Origin of the sequence: Methylobacterium sp. Leaf100, from assembly GCF_001422845.1 — a bacterium.
Classification (GTDB): Bacteria; Pseudomonadota; Alphaproteobacteria; order Rhizobiales; family Beijerinckiaceae; genus Methylobacterium.
In genome coordinates this window covers 34641-52138 of sequence record NZ_LMMW01000013.1, presented here as the reverse complement: position 1 = coordinate 52138, position 17498 = coordinate 34641, and the positions used below count along the sequence as shown (strand labels likewise).

The following is a 17498-nucleotide window of genomic DNA, read 5'->3' as shown; positions in this document are numbered from 1 at the left end:
GGTCACCAGCCCCTATTGCAAAAACGCCGATGATGCGCGGATCGTAAGCGTCCTCCCTGCGCACGCATTATCCCAGGATAGCCCGCACGGGCTTTCCGCCCCGAACCGTTCGCGGAAGTTCCTATCCGAGCCGCAGCCCGGCCTTCGCCTTGCGCCGCTGGAGGTAAAGGCTCGTTCCGAGGGCGAGGCCGATGACGGCGAGCGACATGCCCGTGGTCAGGGTGCCGAGCGCGTAGATCTCCGGCGTGGTGACGGTGGTGGTGAGGCCCTGGAGTTCGAGCGGCAGGGTGTTGCGGCCGCCGATGGCCTGGCTGGTGCGGGCGAGCTCGTCGAAGGACAAGGTGAAGCCGAACAGGGCGACGCCGACGAGCGAGGGGCCGAGGATCGGCACCACCACGTGCCGCAGGGTCTGGGCGCCGGTGGCGCCGAGATCGCGGGCGGCCTCCTCGTAGGCCGGATCGAACCGGTTGAAGACCGCGAACATGATGAGGAGGCCGAAGGGCAGCGTCCAGGTCAGGTGCGCGCCCAGCGCCGAGGTGTAGAGCCCCATCAGGGTGCCGTGCTCCTGCAGCCAGCCCCAGCCGAAGGCGGCCGCCGCCCAGTTCACCGCATCGTCGAGGAGGCGGAATTCCAGGCCGATCCCGAGCGAGACCACGATGGAGGGCACGATCAGGCTCGCCACCGCGATGGTGAACAGCGCGCCCTCGCCGCGGAAGCGCTTGCGGAAGGCGAGGCCGGCGAAGAACGCGATGACCACGGTGAGGCCCATCACCACGAGGCCGAGGCGGAGCGAGCGCCACAGCGCCCCCCAGATGTCGACGATGCCGAGACCGGCCCAGAGCTTGCCGAACCAGTGCGTCGAGACCCCGTTCATCGGGAAGGTGAGGCCGCCCTGCGGACCCTGGAAGCTGAGGACCAGGATGGTCAGCGTCGGGCCGTACAGGAAGGCGACGAACAGGGCGAAGAACGCCGCGAGGGCATAGAAGGCGGGGGAGCGGGGTCGGTCGCTCAACGCTAGAGTTCCTTCCGCAGGTCGATCAGGCGGGTCATCGCCACGATCATCAGCATCACGGCACCGAGCAGCACCACTGCGTTGGCCGCCGCCGCCGGCAGTTGCAGGGCCGACATCTGGACCTGGATGACCTTGCCGACCGACGCGATCTGCTGGCCGCCCATGACACCGACGGTGACGAAGTCGCCCATCACCAGGGTGATCACGAAGATCGACCCGATGGCGATGCCGGGTTTGGCCAGCGGCACCACGACGTTCCACAGGGTCTGCCAGCCGGTGGCGCCGGAATCGTAGGCCGCCTCGATCAGCGAACGGTCGATCCGCGCCATGCTGTTGAAGATCGGCACGATCATGAAGACCGTGTTGAGGTGGACGAAGGCGAGCACCACCGAGAAGTCGGAGTACAGCAGGCCCTCGATGGGGGATTTGATGAGGCCCATCCCCATCAGGGTGTCGTTGACGAGGCCGTTGCGGCCCAGCAGCGGGATCCAGGAGATCATCCGGATCACGTTCGAGGTCCAGAACGGGATCGTGCAGACGAGGAACAGCGCCATCTGCATCGTCTTCGAACGCACGTGGAAGGCGACGAAATACGCCACCGTGAAGCCGATCACGAGGGTGCAGGCCCAGGTCAGCGCGCAGAACTTCAGGGTCGAGAGGTAGGTCCGCACGGTGGTGCAGGCGTCCGCCGTGTTGAGGCAGCCCTCGAACACGTCGATGTAGTTCTGCACCGTGAAGGCCGGGATGATCTCGTACTCGTTGTAGGACCAGAAGCTGACGATCAGGGTCAGTGCCAGCGGCACCACGAAGAACACCAGGAACACGCACGCCAGCGGGGCGGCCTGGAGATAGGCCAGCGCGCGGCGCCGCCGCGTCTTGGCCGTGAGGCTCGTGGTGGGGGCCGTCACGGCCGGGGTTTTCGCGATGGCGGGGAGGGAGGAGAGTGCAGTGTCGGTCATGGCTCACTCCAGCCGAGCGCAGAACCTCTCCCCGCTTGCGGGGAGAGGGGCGAGCCCCCCTTGTCGGGGGCGAGCCGAGCGGCAGCCAGGGTGAGGAGGCGCCACCGTAAGAGGCACGACCGGCGATACCCCCTCACCGTCGCCCTGCCGGGCTCGCCTCGCCTCCCGACAAGGGGAGGACGAGGCCCTATCCCCGCCGGGCGGGGAGAGGGAAGCGCGCTCCGTGCCTGGTGCATCACCCCGCTCACGCGGCGATGAACTCGTTCCACTTACGGACCATGTAGGTGTTCTCGTCCATCACCGCGTTCCAGCAGGCGACGCCGCCCATGCGGGCCTCGAAGGAGCCGCCGTCGCGGGTGGCGCCGGCCTTCTCCAGCACGCCGCCGTCCGGGCCCTTGATGTCCTTCTCGGCGGCCTTGCCCTCCATCCAGTAGGCCCACTCGTAGGGCTCCATGTGGGATTTCGCCGTCTCCAGCACCGCCGAATAGTAGCCCTGGCGGTTGAGGTAGGCGCCGGCCCAGCCCGACAGGAACCAGTTGATGAAGTCGTAGGCCGCATCCAGCTTGCGGCCCGTCAGGGTCTTGGGCAGGCCGAAGCCCGTGGCCCAGGCGCGGTAGCCCTCCTTGAGGGGCTGGTAGGTGCAGGCGACGCCCTGCGAGCGCACCTTGGTGACGGCGGGCGACCACATCGACTGGATCACCGTCTCGCCGGACGCCATCAGGTTCACGGATTCGTTGAAATCCTGCCAGAAGGCGCGGAACTGGCCGGCGCGCTTGGCCTCGATCAGCAGCTTGATGGTGCGGTCGATCTCCGCCTTCGTCATGTTGCCCTTGTCGGGGTAGGTGTAGTCGCCGGTGGCCTCGATCACCATGGCGGCGTCCATGATGCCGATGGACGGGATGTTGAGGATCGAGGCCTTACCCTTGAACTCGGGGTTCAGGAGTTCCTTCCAGCTCGTGATCGGGCGCTTGATCAGGTCGGGCCGGATGCCGAGCGTGTCGGCGTTGTAGGTGGTGGGGATCAGGGTGATCCACTCGGTGGCCGAGCCGGCGAAATTCTTCGAGTTCTGCCCCTCGAGGTAGAACACCTTCTTGGGTGCCGTGCCCTGGTCGCCGATCTTCTTTCCGGCCACTTCGCCCTTGGTGAAGACCGGGGTGATGTTGTCGGCCTGCTTGATCCGGCGCGCATCCATGCCCTGGATGTTGCCCGAGGGGATGAGCTTCTTCAGGCTGAAGAACTCGGTGTCGAGGAGGTCGAACGAGTTCGGCTGGGTCACCACGCGCTTCGTCACCTCGTCGGTGACGACGGGGATGTACTCGAGGGTGATGCCGAGATCTTCCTTCACCTTGCGGGCGATGTCGCCGGACTGGTTCACGGCGGTGCCGAGGTAGCGCAGGGTCACGGGCTCGGCGGCGATCACGTTGGGAAAGCCGGTGATCGGGCCGGCGCCGAGGGCCAGTCCGGTGGCCCCCGCGCCCTGCAGCAGGGTGCGGCGGCTCAGCTTGATCGTGGTCGTCATGCGGATTCCTCGTACGCAGTGAGAAACGGTTCAGGCGCTCAGACGATGGGCGGCGGCGGCATCCCAGCCGAGGGGCACGGTCTGGCCCAGCGCGAGGGGGTGGCCGGCATAGGCGCCGTCGTCGATGACGGCCGTGAGCGCGGTCGCGCCGCTCCCGCCGAGGCCGTCGGCCTCGAAGCCCACATGCACGCTGGTGCCCTGATACTCGACGGAGACGACGCGCGCCGGCACCGCCCCGGGCCCCGCCTCCGCCCCGAGGCGCATCCGGTCCGCCCGGACGGCGACCTCCGTCGCATCGGGCAGGCGGATGATGTTGTGGCCGCCGATGAAGCGCGCGACGAAGGCGGTGGCGGGGCGCTCGAAGATCGTGCGGGGGTCGGCCGCCTGCTCGATGCGGCCGCCGTTCATCACCACCACGAGGTCGGACAGCGCCATCGCCTCCTCCTGGCTGTGGGTGACGTGGATGAAGGTGATGCCGAGTTCGGCCTGGAGCCGCTTCAATTCGGTCCGCATCCGCACCCGCAGGAACGGATCGAGGGCCGAGAGCGGCTCGTCGAGGAGCAGGACCTTGGGTCCGGTGACCAGGGCCCGGGCCAGCGCCACGCGCTGCTGCTGGCCGCCGGAGAGCTGGGCCGGCAGACGCTCGGCCAGATGCGCCATCTGCACGAGGTCGAGCATGGCGAGCGCCTTGGCCCGGCGCTCGGTCTTGCCGATGCCCCGCATCTTCAGGCTGAAGGCGACGTTGTCGCGGCAGTTGAGGTGGGGGAACAGGGCGTAGCTCTGGAACATCATCGCGGTGCCGCGCTCGGCCGGGGTGGCATCGCCCACCGCCTTCGGCCCGATGACCACATCGCCGGAGGACACGGTCTCGTGCCCGCCGATCATCCGCAACGTGGTGGTCTTGCCGCAGCCCGAGGGGCCGAGCAGGCAGCAATAGGCGCCCGAGCGGACCTTCAGGTCGATGCCGTCCACGGCCGTGGTGTGGCCGTAGCGCTTGGTCAGGCGGATCAGCTCGACGTCCATGCGTTGTCTCCCGACCCGCATCCCAGCAAGGGGCGGGCCAGACGATACCCGATTCGCATCCGATGTCGCGGCGTCCGATCAGACCGGGGGATCGGCTTGCACAACCCGGTCGAGTACCCGTCCATGGCCGAGTGCGCCGGTCACCCGCCCGTCCTCGGCGACGATCTCACCCCGCGCGAGGGTCGCCACCGGCCAACCCGTCACCGCGAAGCCCTCCCAGGGCGTGTAATCGGCGCCGTGGTGGAGGTTGGCCTGCAGGATCGTCTCGCGCCGGTTCGGGTCCCAGAGGGTCAGGTCGGCGTCGAACCCGATGCCGATGGAGCCCTTGCGCGGGTAGAGCCCGTAGAGCTTGGCGTGATTCGTGGCGGTGAGTTCGACGAAGCGATTGAGGGAGATGCGGCCCGCCGAGACGCCCTCCGAGAACAGGATCGGCAGACGGGTCTCGATGCCCGGGATGCCGTTCGGCACCCAGCGGAACGCGCTTCTCGCGCGCGGGTTCAGCTTGCCCTGAACGTCGTCGTAGCGGAACGGGCAGTGGTCGGAGGAGACCACGTCGAACAGGCCGGTCTGGAGGCCGCGCCAGATCGCGGCCTGGTTCGCGGCCTCGCGGGGCGGCGGCGAACAGACGTATTTCGCCCCCGCCATCGGGTCGTCGGCGCCGATGCCCTTCATGTGGTCGGCGGTGAGCGTCAGGTATTGCGGGCAGGTCTCGGCGTGGATCCTCAGGCCGCGCTCCCGGGCCCAGGCGATCTGCTCCATGGCCTCCGCGCCCGAGACGTGGACGATGACGATGGGGAGATCCACGAGTTCGGCGTGCGCGATCGCCCGGTGCGCCGCCTCGCGCTCCACCACCTGCGGCCGGGACAGGGCATGCCCGAACGGGCGGGTCTCGCCGGCCTTCTCAAGCTTCTCGGTCATGTACCGGATGGCGTCGTAGCCCTCGGCATGGACCATGACGCGGGCGCCCTCGCGCCGCGCCACGTCGAACACATCGAGGATCTGGCGGTCGTTCAGGACCAGATCGTCGTACGTCATGAACACCTTGAACGAGGTGTAGCCCTCAGCGATCAGGGCCGGCAGCTCCTGGCCGAGCACCGCCGGCGTCGGGTCGGAGACGATGAGGTGGATGGCGACATCGATGTGGCACTGGCCCTCCGCCAGCGCCCGGTAGGCATGGGTCGCCTCGCGCAGGGAGGCGCCGCGGGGCTGGAGCGCGAACGGCATCACGCAGGTGTTGCCGCCGGCCGCCGCCGCACGGGTCGCGGAGGCGAAGTCGTCCGCCATGACGATGCCGGGGCCGGAATCCTGCGCGATGTGGACGTGGCTGTCGATGCCGCCCGGCAGCACGAGGAGCCCGGAGGCGTCGAGGGTGCGGGCCGCATCCGTGATCCGCGCGGCGATTCCCGCGATGCGCCCGTCGCGGATGCCGAGATCGGCGCGAAACGTATCGGTGGCGGTGACCAGGGTGCCGCCCCGGATGGCGAGATCGAAGTCGGGCATTGCTTCAGTCCCTCACGCGGGCGATGATCGCAACAGGGCCGCCGCCGTCGGGTCCCTGGTGCTCGGCGCCGCCGGAGACGAACAGGTCGGTGCGCCCGATGGCGGCGGCGGCGACCCCACCGACCAGGGCGCGGGCGTGCCGGGTGGCGTTGATGTCGCTGTCGTCGTTCATGATGTGACGCCGGCCGCGGATCAGGCCGTCATGCGAGGGCTCGGCTTTCGCGAGCAGGGCGACCACGCGCTCCGACTCCTCCGGCGTCAGTTGGCCGGAGCCGGGAAAGCCCAGATCCGCCAGCACGCCCTGAACTGCGAAAAAATCGATGCCGTCGCGCATGACCCGGTGGGCGATGGCGTGGGGGCCGGTCCAGCCGGGCGCGTTGCCCAGCACGATGACTTCGTTGCGCATGAGTTCGATGCCGGCCGAGGCGCTGGCGCGGCCGGAATAGAGGTCCCGTCGCGCACCGATGGCGGCGTCGGCGAGGTCCTCGTCCGCCACTTCGCCGAGGGCCAGGGCGATGCCGAGGGCGGAGGCCCCGCGCGACAGGCCCATGGAGGCGTAGGTGTCGTGGGTGGCGACGTCCCGTCCGCGCGCGGCAGCCTCCTGGATGCGGGCGCTGGTCAGGAGCGGACACTTCACCTGGACGAAATGTACGGCCTCCGGGTCGTCGAGCCCGGCCCGGGCCATGGCTTCGGCGACCGCCGCTGCCGTCGCCCGCACCTGCGCCATGCGGCCGATCTCCTCGGGCCGGAAATCGGCCGTGAAGGCGGTGCCGATGGCCAGCGCCGTCGCGCCGGGCACGGCCGGGCCGTCGCGGCGCGCCAATACGAGGAGATGGGGGGAAAGGCCGCCCTCGGTGCCGCCCGACATCACCAGGGCGACCCGCCCGCCGACGGCTTCGGGCGTACACGCCATCGCGCCGGCGAGCGCGGTCTCCAGGGCCATCACGGCGAGCTGGCGGGTGAAATCGTTGACGCAGCCGTTGCCCTCGGTCTTGCCGAAGATCGCCACGATCTCATCCGCCGCCACGGCGCCGGCGGCGATGAGGTCCATCACCCCCGAGACGTCGGCGGGGTGCCGGGTCGGCACGCGGAAGACGAGGCATTCGGGCATGGAACGTCCGGGTCAGGGCGGTGACACAGGGGCAGAGCGCGCGCGAGGTCCGGTGTTGCGGGGCCGCGCCCGCCCACGCCACACGGGACCGTTCGCCGCGCACGAACGGCCCGGGAAGCGTATCGCCGATCCTGCACAAACCGCACCACGCCCTCCAGCCGCGACGCGGTGAGGCGGGCGGGATTCCCAGGCCCGGCCGGCGCCTACGCTGAGGTCATATGCCTAATCCGCAGGCAACTTCAGGGGCGGGTCGGAGGCCCGGTGGCATCGGGGATGGCGCTTTTCCATGCCGCTGCCTCCGCAAGCCGCGAGGAATCGTCGGCCGTCGGCTCCCCCGGGTCCGTGCTGGGATGCGCCGCGCGACCGTGTGCCCACGGGGGGCCCGTCGGCATTCCCCGGCGTGCGGGGCAGATCCCGTGGACCGAGCTTGCGGCACGGTGCGCGCGATCGAAGGCAGTGCGCGGTACCGCTGCGGCGTCGCACGTTGGGCTCGGCAATTCACCGAACCGGCCGACGACGCGCACACCATGATCCTATCCGGCCAGGGCCGTCCGGATCGCGTCCAGAGCCGCCGCCGCGCCCGTGCCTTCCGGTCCTCCGGCCTGGGCCATGTCGCGGCGACCGCCGCCGCCCTTGCCGCCGAGGTGGCCGGCGCCCGCCCGCACCAGGGCGACGGCGTCGAACCGTTCGGTGAGGTCGGCGGTGACGCCGACGACGAGACCGGCCTTGCCGTCGGGGGCGACGCCCACCAGGGCGACGATGCCGGAGCCGATCCGGCTCTTGCCCTCGTCGGCCAGGCTCTTGAGGTCGCGCATCTCGACGCCCTCGACCACGCGGGCCAGGAGCTTCACGCCGCCGATCTCCACGATCTCGTCACCGCCCGATCCGGCCCCGCCCATGGCGAGTTTTTTCCGCGCGTCGGTGAGTTCGCGTTCCAGGCGGCGGCGGTCCTCGATGAGGCTCGCCAGGCGCTCGGGCACGTCGGCGGTGGCGGATTTCAGCAGGCCGGCGATCTGCGACAGGGTGCGGCCCTCCTCGGCGCGGAAGCGCCGCGCGGAATCCGCCGTCAGGGCCTCGATGCGGCGCACCCCCGCGCCGACGGCACTCTCGGCGACGACGGAGACCTGACCGATCTCGCCCGTGCGCGCCGCATGGGTGCCGCCGCAAAGCTCCACCGAGAACGCCTTACCGCCCGCCCCAGGCAGGCCCATGGAGACGACGCGGACCTCGTCGCCGTACTTCTCGCCGAACAAGGCGCGGGCGCCGGAGGCCACGGCCTCGTCCTGCGCCATGAGCTTCGTCACCACGGGTGTGTTCTGGAGCAGCACGGCGTTGGCGATGTCCTCGACGGCGCGGATCTCGGCCTCGTCGAGGGGCTTGGGGTGGCTGAAATCGAAGCGCAGGCGCTCGGCCGAGACGAGGGAGCCCTTCTGGGCGACGTGGTCGCCGAGCACCTGGCGCAGGGCCTCGTGCAGGAGATGGGTCGCCGAGTGGTTGGCCCGGATGGCGGCGCGCCGATCGGCCTCGACGGAGAGTTCCACGGGCTGGTTCAGGGCGAGCCGGCCCTCGTCCACGGTGACGTGGTGGACGAAGAGGTCGCCGAGCTTCTTCTCGGTGGCCGTCACCCGCGCCTTCAGGCCGGCGGCCGTCAGCGTACCGGTGTCGCCGACCTGACCGCCGGATTCGGCGTAGAACGGGGTCTGGTTGACGAGGGCGAGGCCGGTCTGGCCGGCCTCCAGGGCCTCCACCTCGGCGCCGTCGCGAAGCAGAGCCGTGACGATGCCTTCGGCCGACTCCGTCTCATACCCCAGGAACTCCGTGGCGCCGGTGCGCTCCTTGAGGCCGTACCAGACGGTCTCGGTGGCGGCCTCGCCGGAGCCCGTCCAGGCGGCGCGCGCGGCCTTGCGCTGGCGCTCCATGGCGGCCCCGAACGCGTCGGTGTCGACGCCGATGCCGCGCGCCTTTAGGGCGTCCTGGGTCAGGTCGAGGGGGAAGCCGTAGGTGTCGTAGAGGGTGAAGGCCGTCTCGCCCGACAGGTTCTGGCCCTGCGCGAGGTCGCGGGTCTCGGCGTCGAGGATGGCCAGCCCCCGCTCCAGGGTGCGGCGGAACCGGGTCTCCTCCAGCCGCAGGGTCTCGCCGATGAGCGTCTCCGCGCGGGTGAGTTCGGGGTAGGCCTGACCCATCTCGCGCACCAGGGTCGGCACCAGGCGGTACATCACCGGCTCGCGGGAGCCCAGGAGTTCGAGGTGGCGCATGGCCCGGCGCATGATCCGGCGCAGGACGTAGCCCCGGCCCTCGTTGCCCGGCAGCACGCCATCGGCGACGAGGAAGGACGCGGCGCGCAGGTGGTCGGCGACGACCCGGTAGGAGGCGCGGGTGGCGGGCTCCGGCGGGCAGCCAACGGCGTGGCTCACGGCGTCGATGAGGGCGCGGAACAGGTCCGTCTCGTAGTTGCTCGTCACCCCCTGGAGGATGGCGGCCATGCGCTCCAGGCCCATGCCGGTGTCGATGGAGGGGCGCGGCAGGGCGAGGCGGTTGCCCGGCTCCACCTGCTCGTACTGCATGAACACGAGGTTCCAGAATTCGAGGAAGCGGTCGCCGTCCTCGTCGGGCGAGCCGGGCGGGCCGCCCTGCAGGCCGGGGCCTTGGTCGATGAAGATCTCCGAGCACGGGCCGCACGGGCCGGTGTCGCCCATCTGCCAGAAATTGTCCGAGGTGCCGATGCGGATGATGCGGTCGTCGGAGAATCCGGCGATCTTCTTCCACAGCGAGGCGGCCTCGTCGTCGTCGGCATAGACCGTCACCAGCAGGCGGTCCTTCGACAGGCCGAATTCCTTGGTGATCAGATCCCAAGCGAGTTCGATGGCCTGCGGCTTGAAGTAATCGCCGAAGGAAAAGTTGCCGAGCATCTCGAAGAAGGTGTGGTGGCGCGCGGTGTAGCCGACGTTGTCGAGGTCGTTGTGCTTGCCCCCCGCGCGGACGCATTTCTGCGATGTGGTGGCGCGATTGTAGGGCCGCTTCTCGACACCGGTGAAGACGTTCTTGAACTGCACCATGCCGGCGTTGGTGAACATCAGCGTCGGGTCGTTGCGCGGCACCAGCGACGAGGACGGCAGAACCTCGTGGCCCGCCTTTGCGAAGTAGTCGAGGAAGGTCGACCGGATCTCGTTGACGCCGCTCATCGCTGTAAAGACTCTGTCGGTGGGCCCTGCCGGGTCGGTGCTGACGGCCATGACGGCTAGTCCGCGCGCAGGCGTCTCATACGGAGGGTTCCGGCTCAAGTCACGGGCGGTTTCACGTTTCGCACCGGCGGGTGCCCCTCGCCCGCGCGATGGTCTAGGTACGGGGATCACCACCGACCAAGGACACACCGCGCCCATGCCCGTCGAAATCCGCCTCCTTGCCTGGTCCTGCTTCCTCGGCCTTGTCCACATCATCGCCGCCTCCTACAGCGGCCTGCAGCAGCGCGGCGGCTTCACCTGGGCCGCCGGCAACCGCGAGGGCCGGACGCCGGAGGTGACGGGCGCGGCCGCCCGTCTGGAGAAGGCCTCGAAGAACTTCTTCGAGACGTTCCCGATCTTCGCCGCCCTGGTGCTCGCCTGCGTCGCCACGGGGCGCCACAACACCGCCGTGGTGCTGGGCGCCTACCTCTACTTCTTCGGGCGCCTCGCCTACCTGCCGGTCTACGGCTTCGGCGTGCCGAAGATCCGCTCCATCATCTGGGGCGTCTCGGTGGTCGGCATCCTGCTCGTGCTGTGGGGCCTGTTCGTCAAGATCCTGCCGTATTGACATCCCGGGGAGGGCCGTCCCTCGCGGGGGACGGCCCTCCCCTTGTGGAGACCACTGGCAAGCCCGTAACGTCCGTCCGGCAACCGCCCCGATCATGCGGGCGGAGCCGGGAGAGTACCCCATGCGATCCGTCCTCGTCGCGACGCTTCTGGCCGGCGTCACCCTCGGTTCGGCCCCCCTCGGGGCGCAGGCGCAGGGGGCCGCCCCCGCCGAGACGAAGGCCAAGGCCGACGCCTTGGAGAAGCTCCAGGGCATGCAGAGCACGGGCACGGCCGAGGCGCCCGAGATCCCCCAGACCGGGCGCCGCGCCGATGCGCTCCGCCGGACGCTGGGCAAGATCAAGCTCCCCGAGGGCTTCCGGATCGACCTCTACGCCGTGGTGCCCGATGCCCGCTCCATCGCGGTCGGGCCCAACGCCGGCGTGCTGTTCGTCGGCACCCGCAAGACCAAGGTCTACACGGTGACCGACCGTGACAAGGACCGGGTCGCCGACGAGGTCCGGGCCTTCGCGCCCGGCATCGACTTCAAGATCCCCAACGGCGTCTGCTTCTCGAAGGACGGCGTGCTCACCATCGCCGAACAGAACCGGGTGCTGTCGTTCCCGGCGGCGGAGTTCTTCTACGAGAGCCCCGACGTCGCCGCCGGCGTGCTGGTCAAGCAGGGCGCGCTGATCCCGGCCGCGGAGGAGAGCTACAACCACACCGCCCGGATCTGCCGCATCGGCCCCGACGGCAAGACCTACGTGTCCCTCGGCCAGCCCTACAACGTGCCGCCGGCGGAGAAGCGCGACCTCTACGCCAGAACCGGCATCGGCGGCATCGTCCGGATGGATGCCGACGGGAAGAACCGCGAGGTGTTCGCCACGGGCATCCGCAATTCCGTCGGCATGGATTTCAGCCCCGCCGACAAGTCCCTGTGGTTCACCGACAACCAGGTCGACGGCATGGGCGACGACACCCCGCCGGGCGAACTCAACCGCGCCACGAAGGCCGGGGAATTCTTCGGCTTCCCGTGGTTCGGCGGCGGCGCCGTCCGCACCGTCGAGTACAAGGACGAGGAGCCTCCGAAGGGGGCGGTGTTCCCGCAGGCCGAGTTGCCGCCGCATGCGGCCGATCTCGGCATGGCGTTCTACACCGGCAAGCAGTTCCCGGCCGCCTATCGCGGCGGGATCTTCATCGCCGAGCACGGCTCCTGGAACCGCACCACGCCCATCGGCGCCCGGATCATGTTCGTGCCGGTGGAGAAGGACGGCAAGGCGGGCGCGCCGGTGCCGTTCGCCGAGGGCTGGCTCACGGGCGACGGCGAGTATCTCGGCCGCCCGGCGGACGTGGCCGTGTTCCTCGACGGCTCGCTGCTCGTCGCCGACGACACGGCCGGGGCGATCTACCGGATCTCGTACGAGGGGAAGTGACCTTTTGGGGGGCGGGCCGCGCGCCCGCCCGGCTCACCGGCCGCCGGCCGCGTCTGCCCCTTGGCCCTGCGGCTTCTGGTTCGACGGCCTGCGCGCGGATATCTCGATCGCCCCAGAACCCGGAGTCCGCATGCCCCATCCCGCCGCCGCCCTGTTCCTCGCCGCCACGCTCCTGAGCGGGCTCGCCATCGGTCCGGCGCGGGCCGGCGATGCCAAGGCGGGCCGCAAGGCCGCCACCGCCTGCCAGACCTGCCACGGCATGGACGGGCTGTCGAAGCTGCCGGAAGCCCCGAACCTCGCGGGGCAGGTCGAGCCGTACCTCGTCAAGGCGCTCACCGAGTACCGCGACGGGCGCCGGAGCAACGCGATCATGAACGTCGTCGCCAAGGGCCTGTCGGATGCCGAGATCGCCGACCTCGCGGCATTCTATGCCGGCATCGCCATCGAGGTGCTGCCGCCGGGCTGACGGTCGGGGGACGCGCCGCGGCCTCATCCAGGCGCCCGTGGAAGTGCAGAGGCTCGCGAGGCAGACGGCGCAGGCCACCCAGGAGATTTCCTGCCAGATCGCCGAGATCCAGTCCGCCACGAGTCAGGCAGTCTCGGCGATCGCCGCCATCACGGCACGTATCCGCGAGATCGCGAAATCGACGGCGTCGCCTCCACCATCGCGGTCTCCCGCGAGCAGCAGGGTGCGACGACCCAGGACATCGTCCGTGACGTCGCCGAGGCCGCCTCGGCACGCTCGTGTCATTCGGGGCATTTGCCCGCCAAAATCGTCCGCTTCCTCGCGGTGGCGCGGGCGGCGTGAATAGCTAGGCACCACGAGAAAGCCGCCGGGCACGGGGCCCGGCGGCTTTCTCATGGTCGGGTGACGGGTCCGGAACTCAGGCTTCGCCTTCGTCCAGATCCTCTTCGGTGGGTTTGGCCGTATCCAGGATCTTGTCGGCGAGGATGCCGGAATTCTGGCGGATCGCCGCCTCGATCTTCGCGGCGATGTCGGGGTTGTCCCGCAGGAAACCCTTCGAGTTCTCCCGGCCCTGGCCGAGGCGCTGGCTGTTGTAGGAGAACCAGGCGCCCGACTTCTCGACGATGCCGGCCTTGACCCCGAGGTCGATGAGCTCGCCGACCTTGGAGACGCCCTCGCCGAACATGATGTCGAACTCGACCTGCTTGAACGGCGGGGCAACCTTGTTCTTCACCACCTTCACGCGGACCTGGTTGCCGATGGCCTCGTCGCGATCCTTCAGGGTCGAGACGCGGCGGATGTCGAGGCGGACCGAGGCGTAGAACTTCAGGGCGTTGCCGCCCGTGGTGGTCTCGGGGCTACCGTACATCACGCCGATCTTCATGCGGATCTGGTTGATGAAGATCACCATGCACTTCGAGCGCGAGATCGAGCCCGTGAGCTTGCGCAGGGCCTGGCTCATGAGCCGGGCCTGGAGGCCGGGCTGGCTGTCGCCCATCTCGCCCTCGATCTCGGCGCGGGGCGTCAGCGCCGCCACGGAATCGACCACGAGGACGTCGATGGCGCCCGAGCGCACCAGGGTATCGGTGATCTCGAGGGCCTGCTCGCCGGTGTCGGGCTGCGAGATCAGCAGGTCGTCGAGCTGCACGCCGAGCTTGCGGGCGTAGATCGGGTCCAGGGCGTGCTCGGCGTCGACGAAGGCGCAGACGCCGCCCTTCTTCTGGGCCTCGGCGATGGTGTGAAGCGCCAGCGTGGTCTTACCCGAGGATTCCGGGCCGTAGATCTCGATGACGCGCCCGCGCGGCAGACCGCCGACGCCGAGCGCGATGTCGAGCCCAAGGGAGCCGGTGGAAACCACCTCCACCTCGGCCACCTGGGCGTTCTTGCCCAGGCGCATGATCGAGCCCTTCCCGAAGGCGCGCTCGATCTGCGACAGCGCGGCGTCGATCGCCTTCGCCTTGTCCTTGTCCACCATGGGAGCGTCCACAACTTTCAGCGCTGGCTGGGCCATTCGTCGGCATCCTTATGCATGGGGTGGGAGCAAGGCTCAATGCGCCTCGGATGACGATTGATGTACTCGTTTTGTTCTCATTCCGCAAGGCTGGCAGACGTGGTTTCGGAGCGACGGCTTCAAAACGATGGCGGACCGCTCGCCGGATTGCGTGGTCGGTCACGACACCCGCGCAGTCATTCCGGATCGCCGCAGGCGAACCCGGAATCCAGAAACACAGGAAGGGCCATGTCGAACGCGCGTCGCGGCTCTGGATTCCGGGTTCCGCTCCGCGGCCCCGGAATGACGGCGTGGAGGTCATCGGCCTCCAGCCAACTTATCTGACGTCAGGTTCGAAGCCCCGAGTCGCACGGTTCGTTGCCCCCGCAAAAATCAGCGCGCGATGGTCTCCTTCACGGTCTCCACGAGCTGCTTCAGGCTGAAGGGCTTGGGCAGGAAGTTGAAGTCCTCGCCCTCGGGCAGGTTCTTGCGGAACGCGTCCTCGGCGTAGCCGGAGACGAAGATCACCTTGAGGTCCGGGTGGTGCTTGCGCAGCTCCCGCAGGAGGGTCGGGCCGTCCATCTCGGGCATCACCACGTCGGACACGACGAGGTCGATGGTCTGGCTCTTGTCCTCGATGATCTTGAGGGCGTCGAGGCCGGAGGCCGCCTCCAGCACCGTGTAGCCGCGGGCCGACAGGGCGCGGCTGTTGACGGCACGCACGGGATCTTCGTCCTCCACCAGCAGGATCACGCCCTGGCCGGTATGGTCGGGCGCGGGCTTCCGCGGCGACGGGGCGGCGAGTTCGGGGGTGCCCTTGAGGCGGTGGGCGGCGATCTCGCCCGTGGTGCTCGTGGCCGGCAGGGGCGCCGGCTCCGGCTCGGCCACGGGCTCGTGGCGGGGGAAGTAGATGCGGAAGGTGGTGCCCTCCCCCACCGTCGAGCGCACGTCGATGGTGCCGCCGCTCTGCTTGACGATGCCGAACACCGTCGAGAGGCCGAGGCCCGTGCCCTTGCCGATCTCCTTGGTGGTGAAGAACGGCTCGAAGATCTTCTCCATGACGTCGGGCGGGATGCCCTGGCCGGTGTCGATGACCTCGATGAGGACGTGGTCGCCCGCCGGCATGCCGAGGCGCGCCTCCTCGGGGGTCGAATCGTGCACCACGTTGGCGGTGCGGATGAGCAGACGCCCGCCCTCAGGCATGGCGTCGCGGGCGTTGACCGCGAGGTTGACGATGACCTGCTCGAACTGGTTCACGTCGGCCTTGATCGGCCAGATCTCGCGCCCGTGCTTGAGGTCGAGGTCGACCCGCTCGCCGAGCAGGCGCTTCAGCAGCAGGGTGAGGTCGGACAGGGCCTCGCCGACGCTCATCACCTCGGGCCGCAGGGTCTGGCGGCGGGAGAAGGCCAGCAGCTGACGCACCAGGCTGGCGGCCCGGTTGGCGTTCTGCTTGATCTGCATGATGTCCTGGAACGCCGGGTCGGTGGGCCGGTGGCTCGCGAGCAGCAGGTCCGAGTAGCCGATGATCGCCTGCAGGACGTTGTTGAAATCGTGCGCGATGCCGCCGGCGAGCTGGCCTACGGTGTCCATCTTCTGGGCCTGGGCGACCTGCTGTTCGAGCTGGCGCTGGGCGGTGGTGTCCAGGGCGTAGAGGATCACCCGTTCGCGGTCGCCGGATTCGTCGGCCTTGGTGCCTTGACCGGAAGTACCTTGAGCGGGCGTGCCTTGAGCGGGCGTACCTGGGGCCGGAGCCCCTTCCGCGGCGCCCTCGACGCCGGCGGGGCTGAGCCAGACCCGGGCCGAGCGGTTGCCGGCGCCCGTCAGCATCACCTCGATGGGCTCGATGGCGGCGAGCCCGCCGGAGGCCTTGGTGAGGGCCGTCTCCAGGGCGACGCGGTCGCGCTCCACCAGGGCGTCCCAGATGGTCGGCTCGGCGTTGAGGCTGCCGTGCCCGTCCGGCATCGCCTGGCGCGGGGTGCCGCCGAACAGGCGCGCGAACGAGGCGTTGGCGCGGGCGATGTGGCCGGCGTGGTCGACCGTCGCGATGGCGATGGGGCTGTTGTTGAGGAAGCGCGCGAGGCGCACTTCCGCCGCGCGCTGGGGCTCGTCGGTCTCGGCGCCGGCGGAGCGGTTGAGCACGATGGTGCGCGAGGACCCGGGCTTGCCGTCCTGCCCGAAGGCGACGCGGTGGTAGAGCCGGGCCGGCAGAGGGTGGCCGTTGCGGCGGCGCAGATCGAGGTCGAACCGGTCGGTCCTGACCTCGCCGGGCTGTCCCCCCGTGGCAGTGAGCACGTCGGCGCCCGGCGCGATCTCGGGCAGGCGCAGGCCGCCCGAGCCCACGGTCGCCAGGTCGTAGCCGAGCCAGGTCGCCAGGGTGGCGTTCATGTAGACGACGGATCCGGCCGGATCGATGGAGAGGAAACCGGCGGGGGCGTGGTCGAGGTAGTCGATGGCGTGCTGGAGCTCCTGGAAGACGTTCTCCTGGCGCTCGCGCTCGTGGGTGATGTCGCTCACGGTCCACAGGGCGGCGGGCCGGCGCGGTCGGTCGATGGGCCGCACGGCGATGCGGTACCACGCGAAGGCGCGGTCGCCGGCCCCGTCGGGCGGCGGCGCCATGCGGATCTCCTCGCCGTGGCCGAGGCCCTCGCGGGCGGCCTGGGCCAGGCGGTAGACCGCCTCCGACACCTCGGGCGAGCCGACGAAGACCCGTTCCACGGCCCGCAGGTTGGCGAAGCTCTCACCGCCCGCGATGGTGAGGTAGGCCTCGTTGGCGTAGATGAGCCGACCGCCCTCCTCCACCACGATGGTGCCCTCGGGCGAGGCGTCGACGATGGCCTTGGTGATGTCGTCCCGCCCCGTCTGCCCGGCGAGCTGGAGCGCGCCGATGGCGAGCGCGAACAGGCAGAACACGCCCGCCATGGCGAGCAGCGCCAGGAGGCCGAGGATGAGCGGCTGGGCCTGCTCGTTGGCGACGAAGGACAGGCCGACGGCCGCCCCCACCAGCAGCCCCGCCAGGACCAGGAGCAATCCGACGCGGCCCGGCCGCTCGGACCGGTCGATCGCGTTCGACGCGGCCTTGGTTGGTCCGCTGAACTCAGCCATCCCGGGTCGATCCACCTTTCTTGCGCCTACCGGTTAGCGCCCGGTCCGCACGCGCGGCAAGGGTCATCCCGCCACGGCTTCCGTTAAATTGCGGGGAAAAAGGTGCACAAACCGTGG

General features: G+C 69.7%; 12 protein-coding genes and 1 pseudogene. 4 read left to right on the top strand and 9 right to left on the bottom strand.

The window, feature by feature from the left end; genetic code table 11:
- Positions 1-121 precede the first annotated feature (121 nt).
- From ASF25_RS11005 to alaS, 7 genes are all read right to left on the bottom strand, one after another.
- Entirely contained in the window at positions 122-1012 is an 891-nt protein-coding gene (locus ASF25_RS11005) for an ABC transporter permease (protein ID WP_056304629.1), read from the bottom strand.
- A gap of 2 nt (positions 1013-1014) precedes the next feature.
- Positions 1015-1971: an ABC transporter permease gene (locus ASF25_RS11000; RefSeq protein WP_056304628.1), complete on the bottom strand. Its 957-nt coding sequence runs from the start codon at positions 1969-1971 to the stop codon at positions 1015-1017.
- 244 nt (positions 1972-2215) lie between these two features.
- Positions 2216-3490, bottom strand: coding sequence for an extracellular solute-binding protein (locus ASF25_RS10995; RefSeq protein ID WP_056304627.1), 1275 nt, complete (start codon positions 3488-3490; stop codon positions 2216-2218).
- A gap of 30 nt (positions 3491-3520) precedes the next feature.
- A complete protein-coding gene (locus ASF25_RS10990) occupies positions 3521-4513 on the bottom strand; it encodes an ABC transporter ATP-binding protein (RefSeq protein ID WP_056263875.1) in 993 nt (330 codons plus the stop codon).
- 78 nt (positions 4514-4591) lie between these two features.
- Positions 4592-6013: a dihydropyrimidinase gene (hydA, locus tag ASF25_RS10985; protein WP_056304626.1), complete on the bottom strand. Its 1422-nt coding sequence runs from the start codon at positions 6011-6013 to the stop codon at positions 4592-4594.
- A gap of 4 nt (positions 6014-6017) precedes the next feature.
- Positions 6018-7124, bottom strand: coding sequence for a ring-opening amidohydrolase (locus ASF25_RS10980; protein WP_056304625.1), 1107 nt, complete (start codon positions 7122-7124; stop codon positions 6018-6020).
- A 533-nt stretch (positions 7125-7657) separates the two neighbouring features.
- Entirely contained in the window at positions 7658-10306 is a 2649-nt protein-coding gene (alaS, locus tag ASF25_RS10975; RefSeq protein WP_056304624.1) for an alanine--tRNA ligase, read from the bottom strand.
- A 196-nt stretch (positions 10307-10502) separates the two neighbouring features.
- Here alaS and ASF25_RS10970 point away from each other — a divergent pair, with 196 nt between their 5' ends.
- The 4 genes and pseudogenes from ASF25_RS10970 to ASF25_RS23585 all read left to right on the top strand — a co-directional run.
- Positions 10503-10913: an MAPEG family protein gene (locus ASF25_RS10970; protein ID WP_056263868.1), complete on the top strand. Its 411-nt coding sequence runs from the start codon at positions 10503-10505 to the stop codon at positions 10911-10913.
- Between the two features lie 121 nt (positions 10914-11034).
- Positions 11035-12324 carry a PQQ-dependent sugar dehydrogenase gene (locus ASF25_RS10965; RefSeq protein ID WP_056169366.1) on the top strand — a complete coding sequence of 430 codons (1290 nt, stop codon included), beginning with the start codon at positions 11035-11037 and terminating at the stop codon, positions 12322-12324.
- A gap of 130 nt (positions 12325-12454) precedes the next feature.
- Positions 12455-12790, top strand: coding sequence for a cytochrome c (locus ASF25_RS10960; protein WP_056263865.1), 336 nt, complete (start codon positions 12455-12457; stop codon positions 12788-12790).
- Positions 12791-13132 (top strand): annotated as a pseudogene (locus ASF25_RS23585) (hypothetical protein); the annotation flags it as partial.
- Positions 13133-13208: 76 nt separating this feature from the next.
- Here ASF25_RS23585 and recA read toward each other — a convergent pair.
- Both recA and ASF25_RS10950 read right to left on the bottom strand, forming a co-directional pair.
- Entirely contained in the window at positions 13209-14300 is a 1092-nt protein-coding gene (gene recA / locus ASF25_RS10955) for a recombinase RecA (protein ID WP_056169360.1), read from the bottom strand.
- A 372-nt stretch (positions 14301-14672) separates the two neighbouring features.
- Entirely contained in the window at positions 14673-17381 is a 2709-nt protein-coding gene (locus tag ASF25_RS10950) for an ATP-binding protein (RefSeq protein ID WP_056304623.1), read from the bottom strand.
- Positions 17382-17498: the final 117 nt, after the last annotated feature.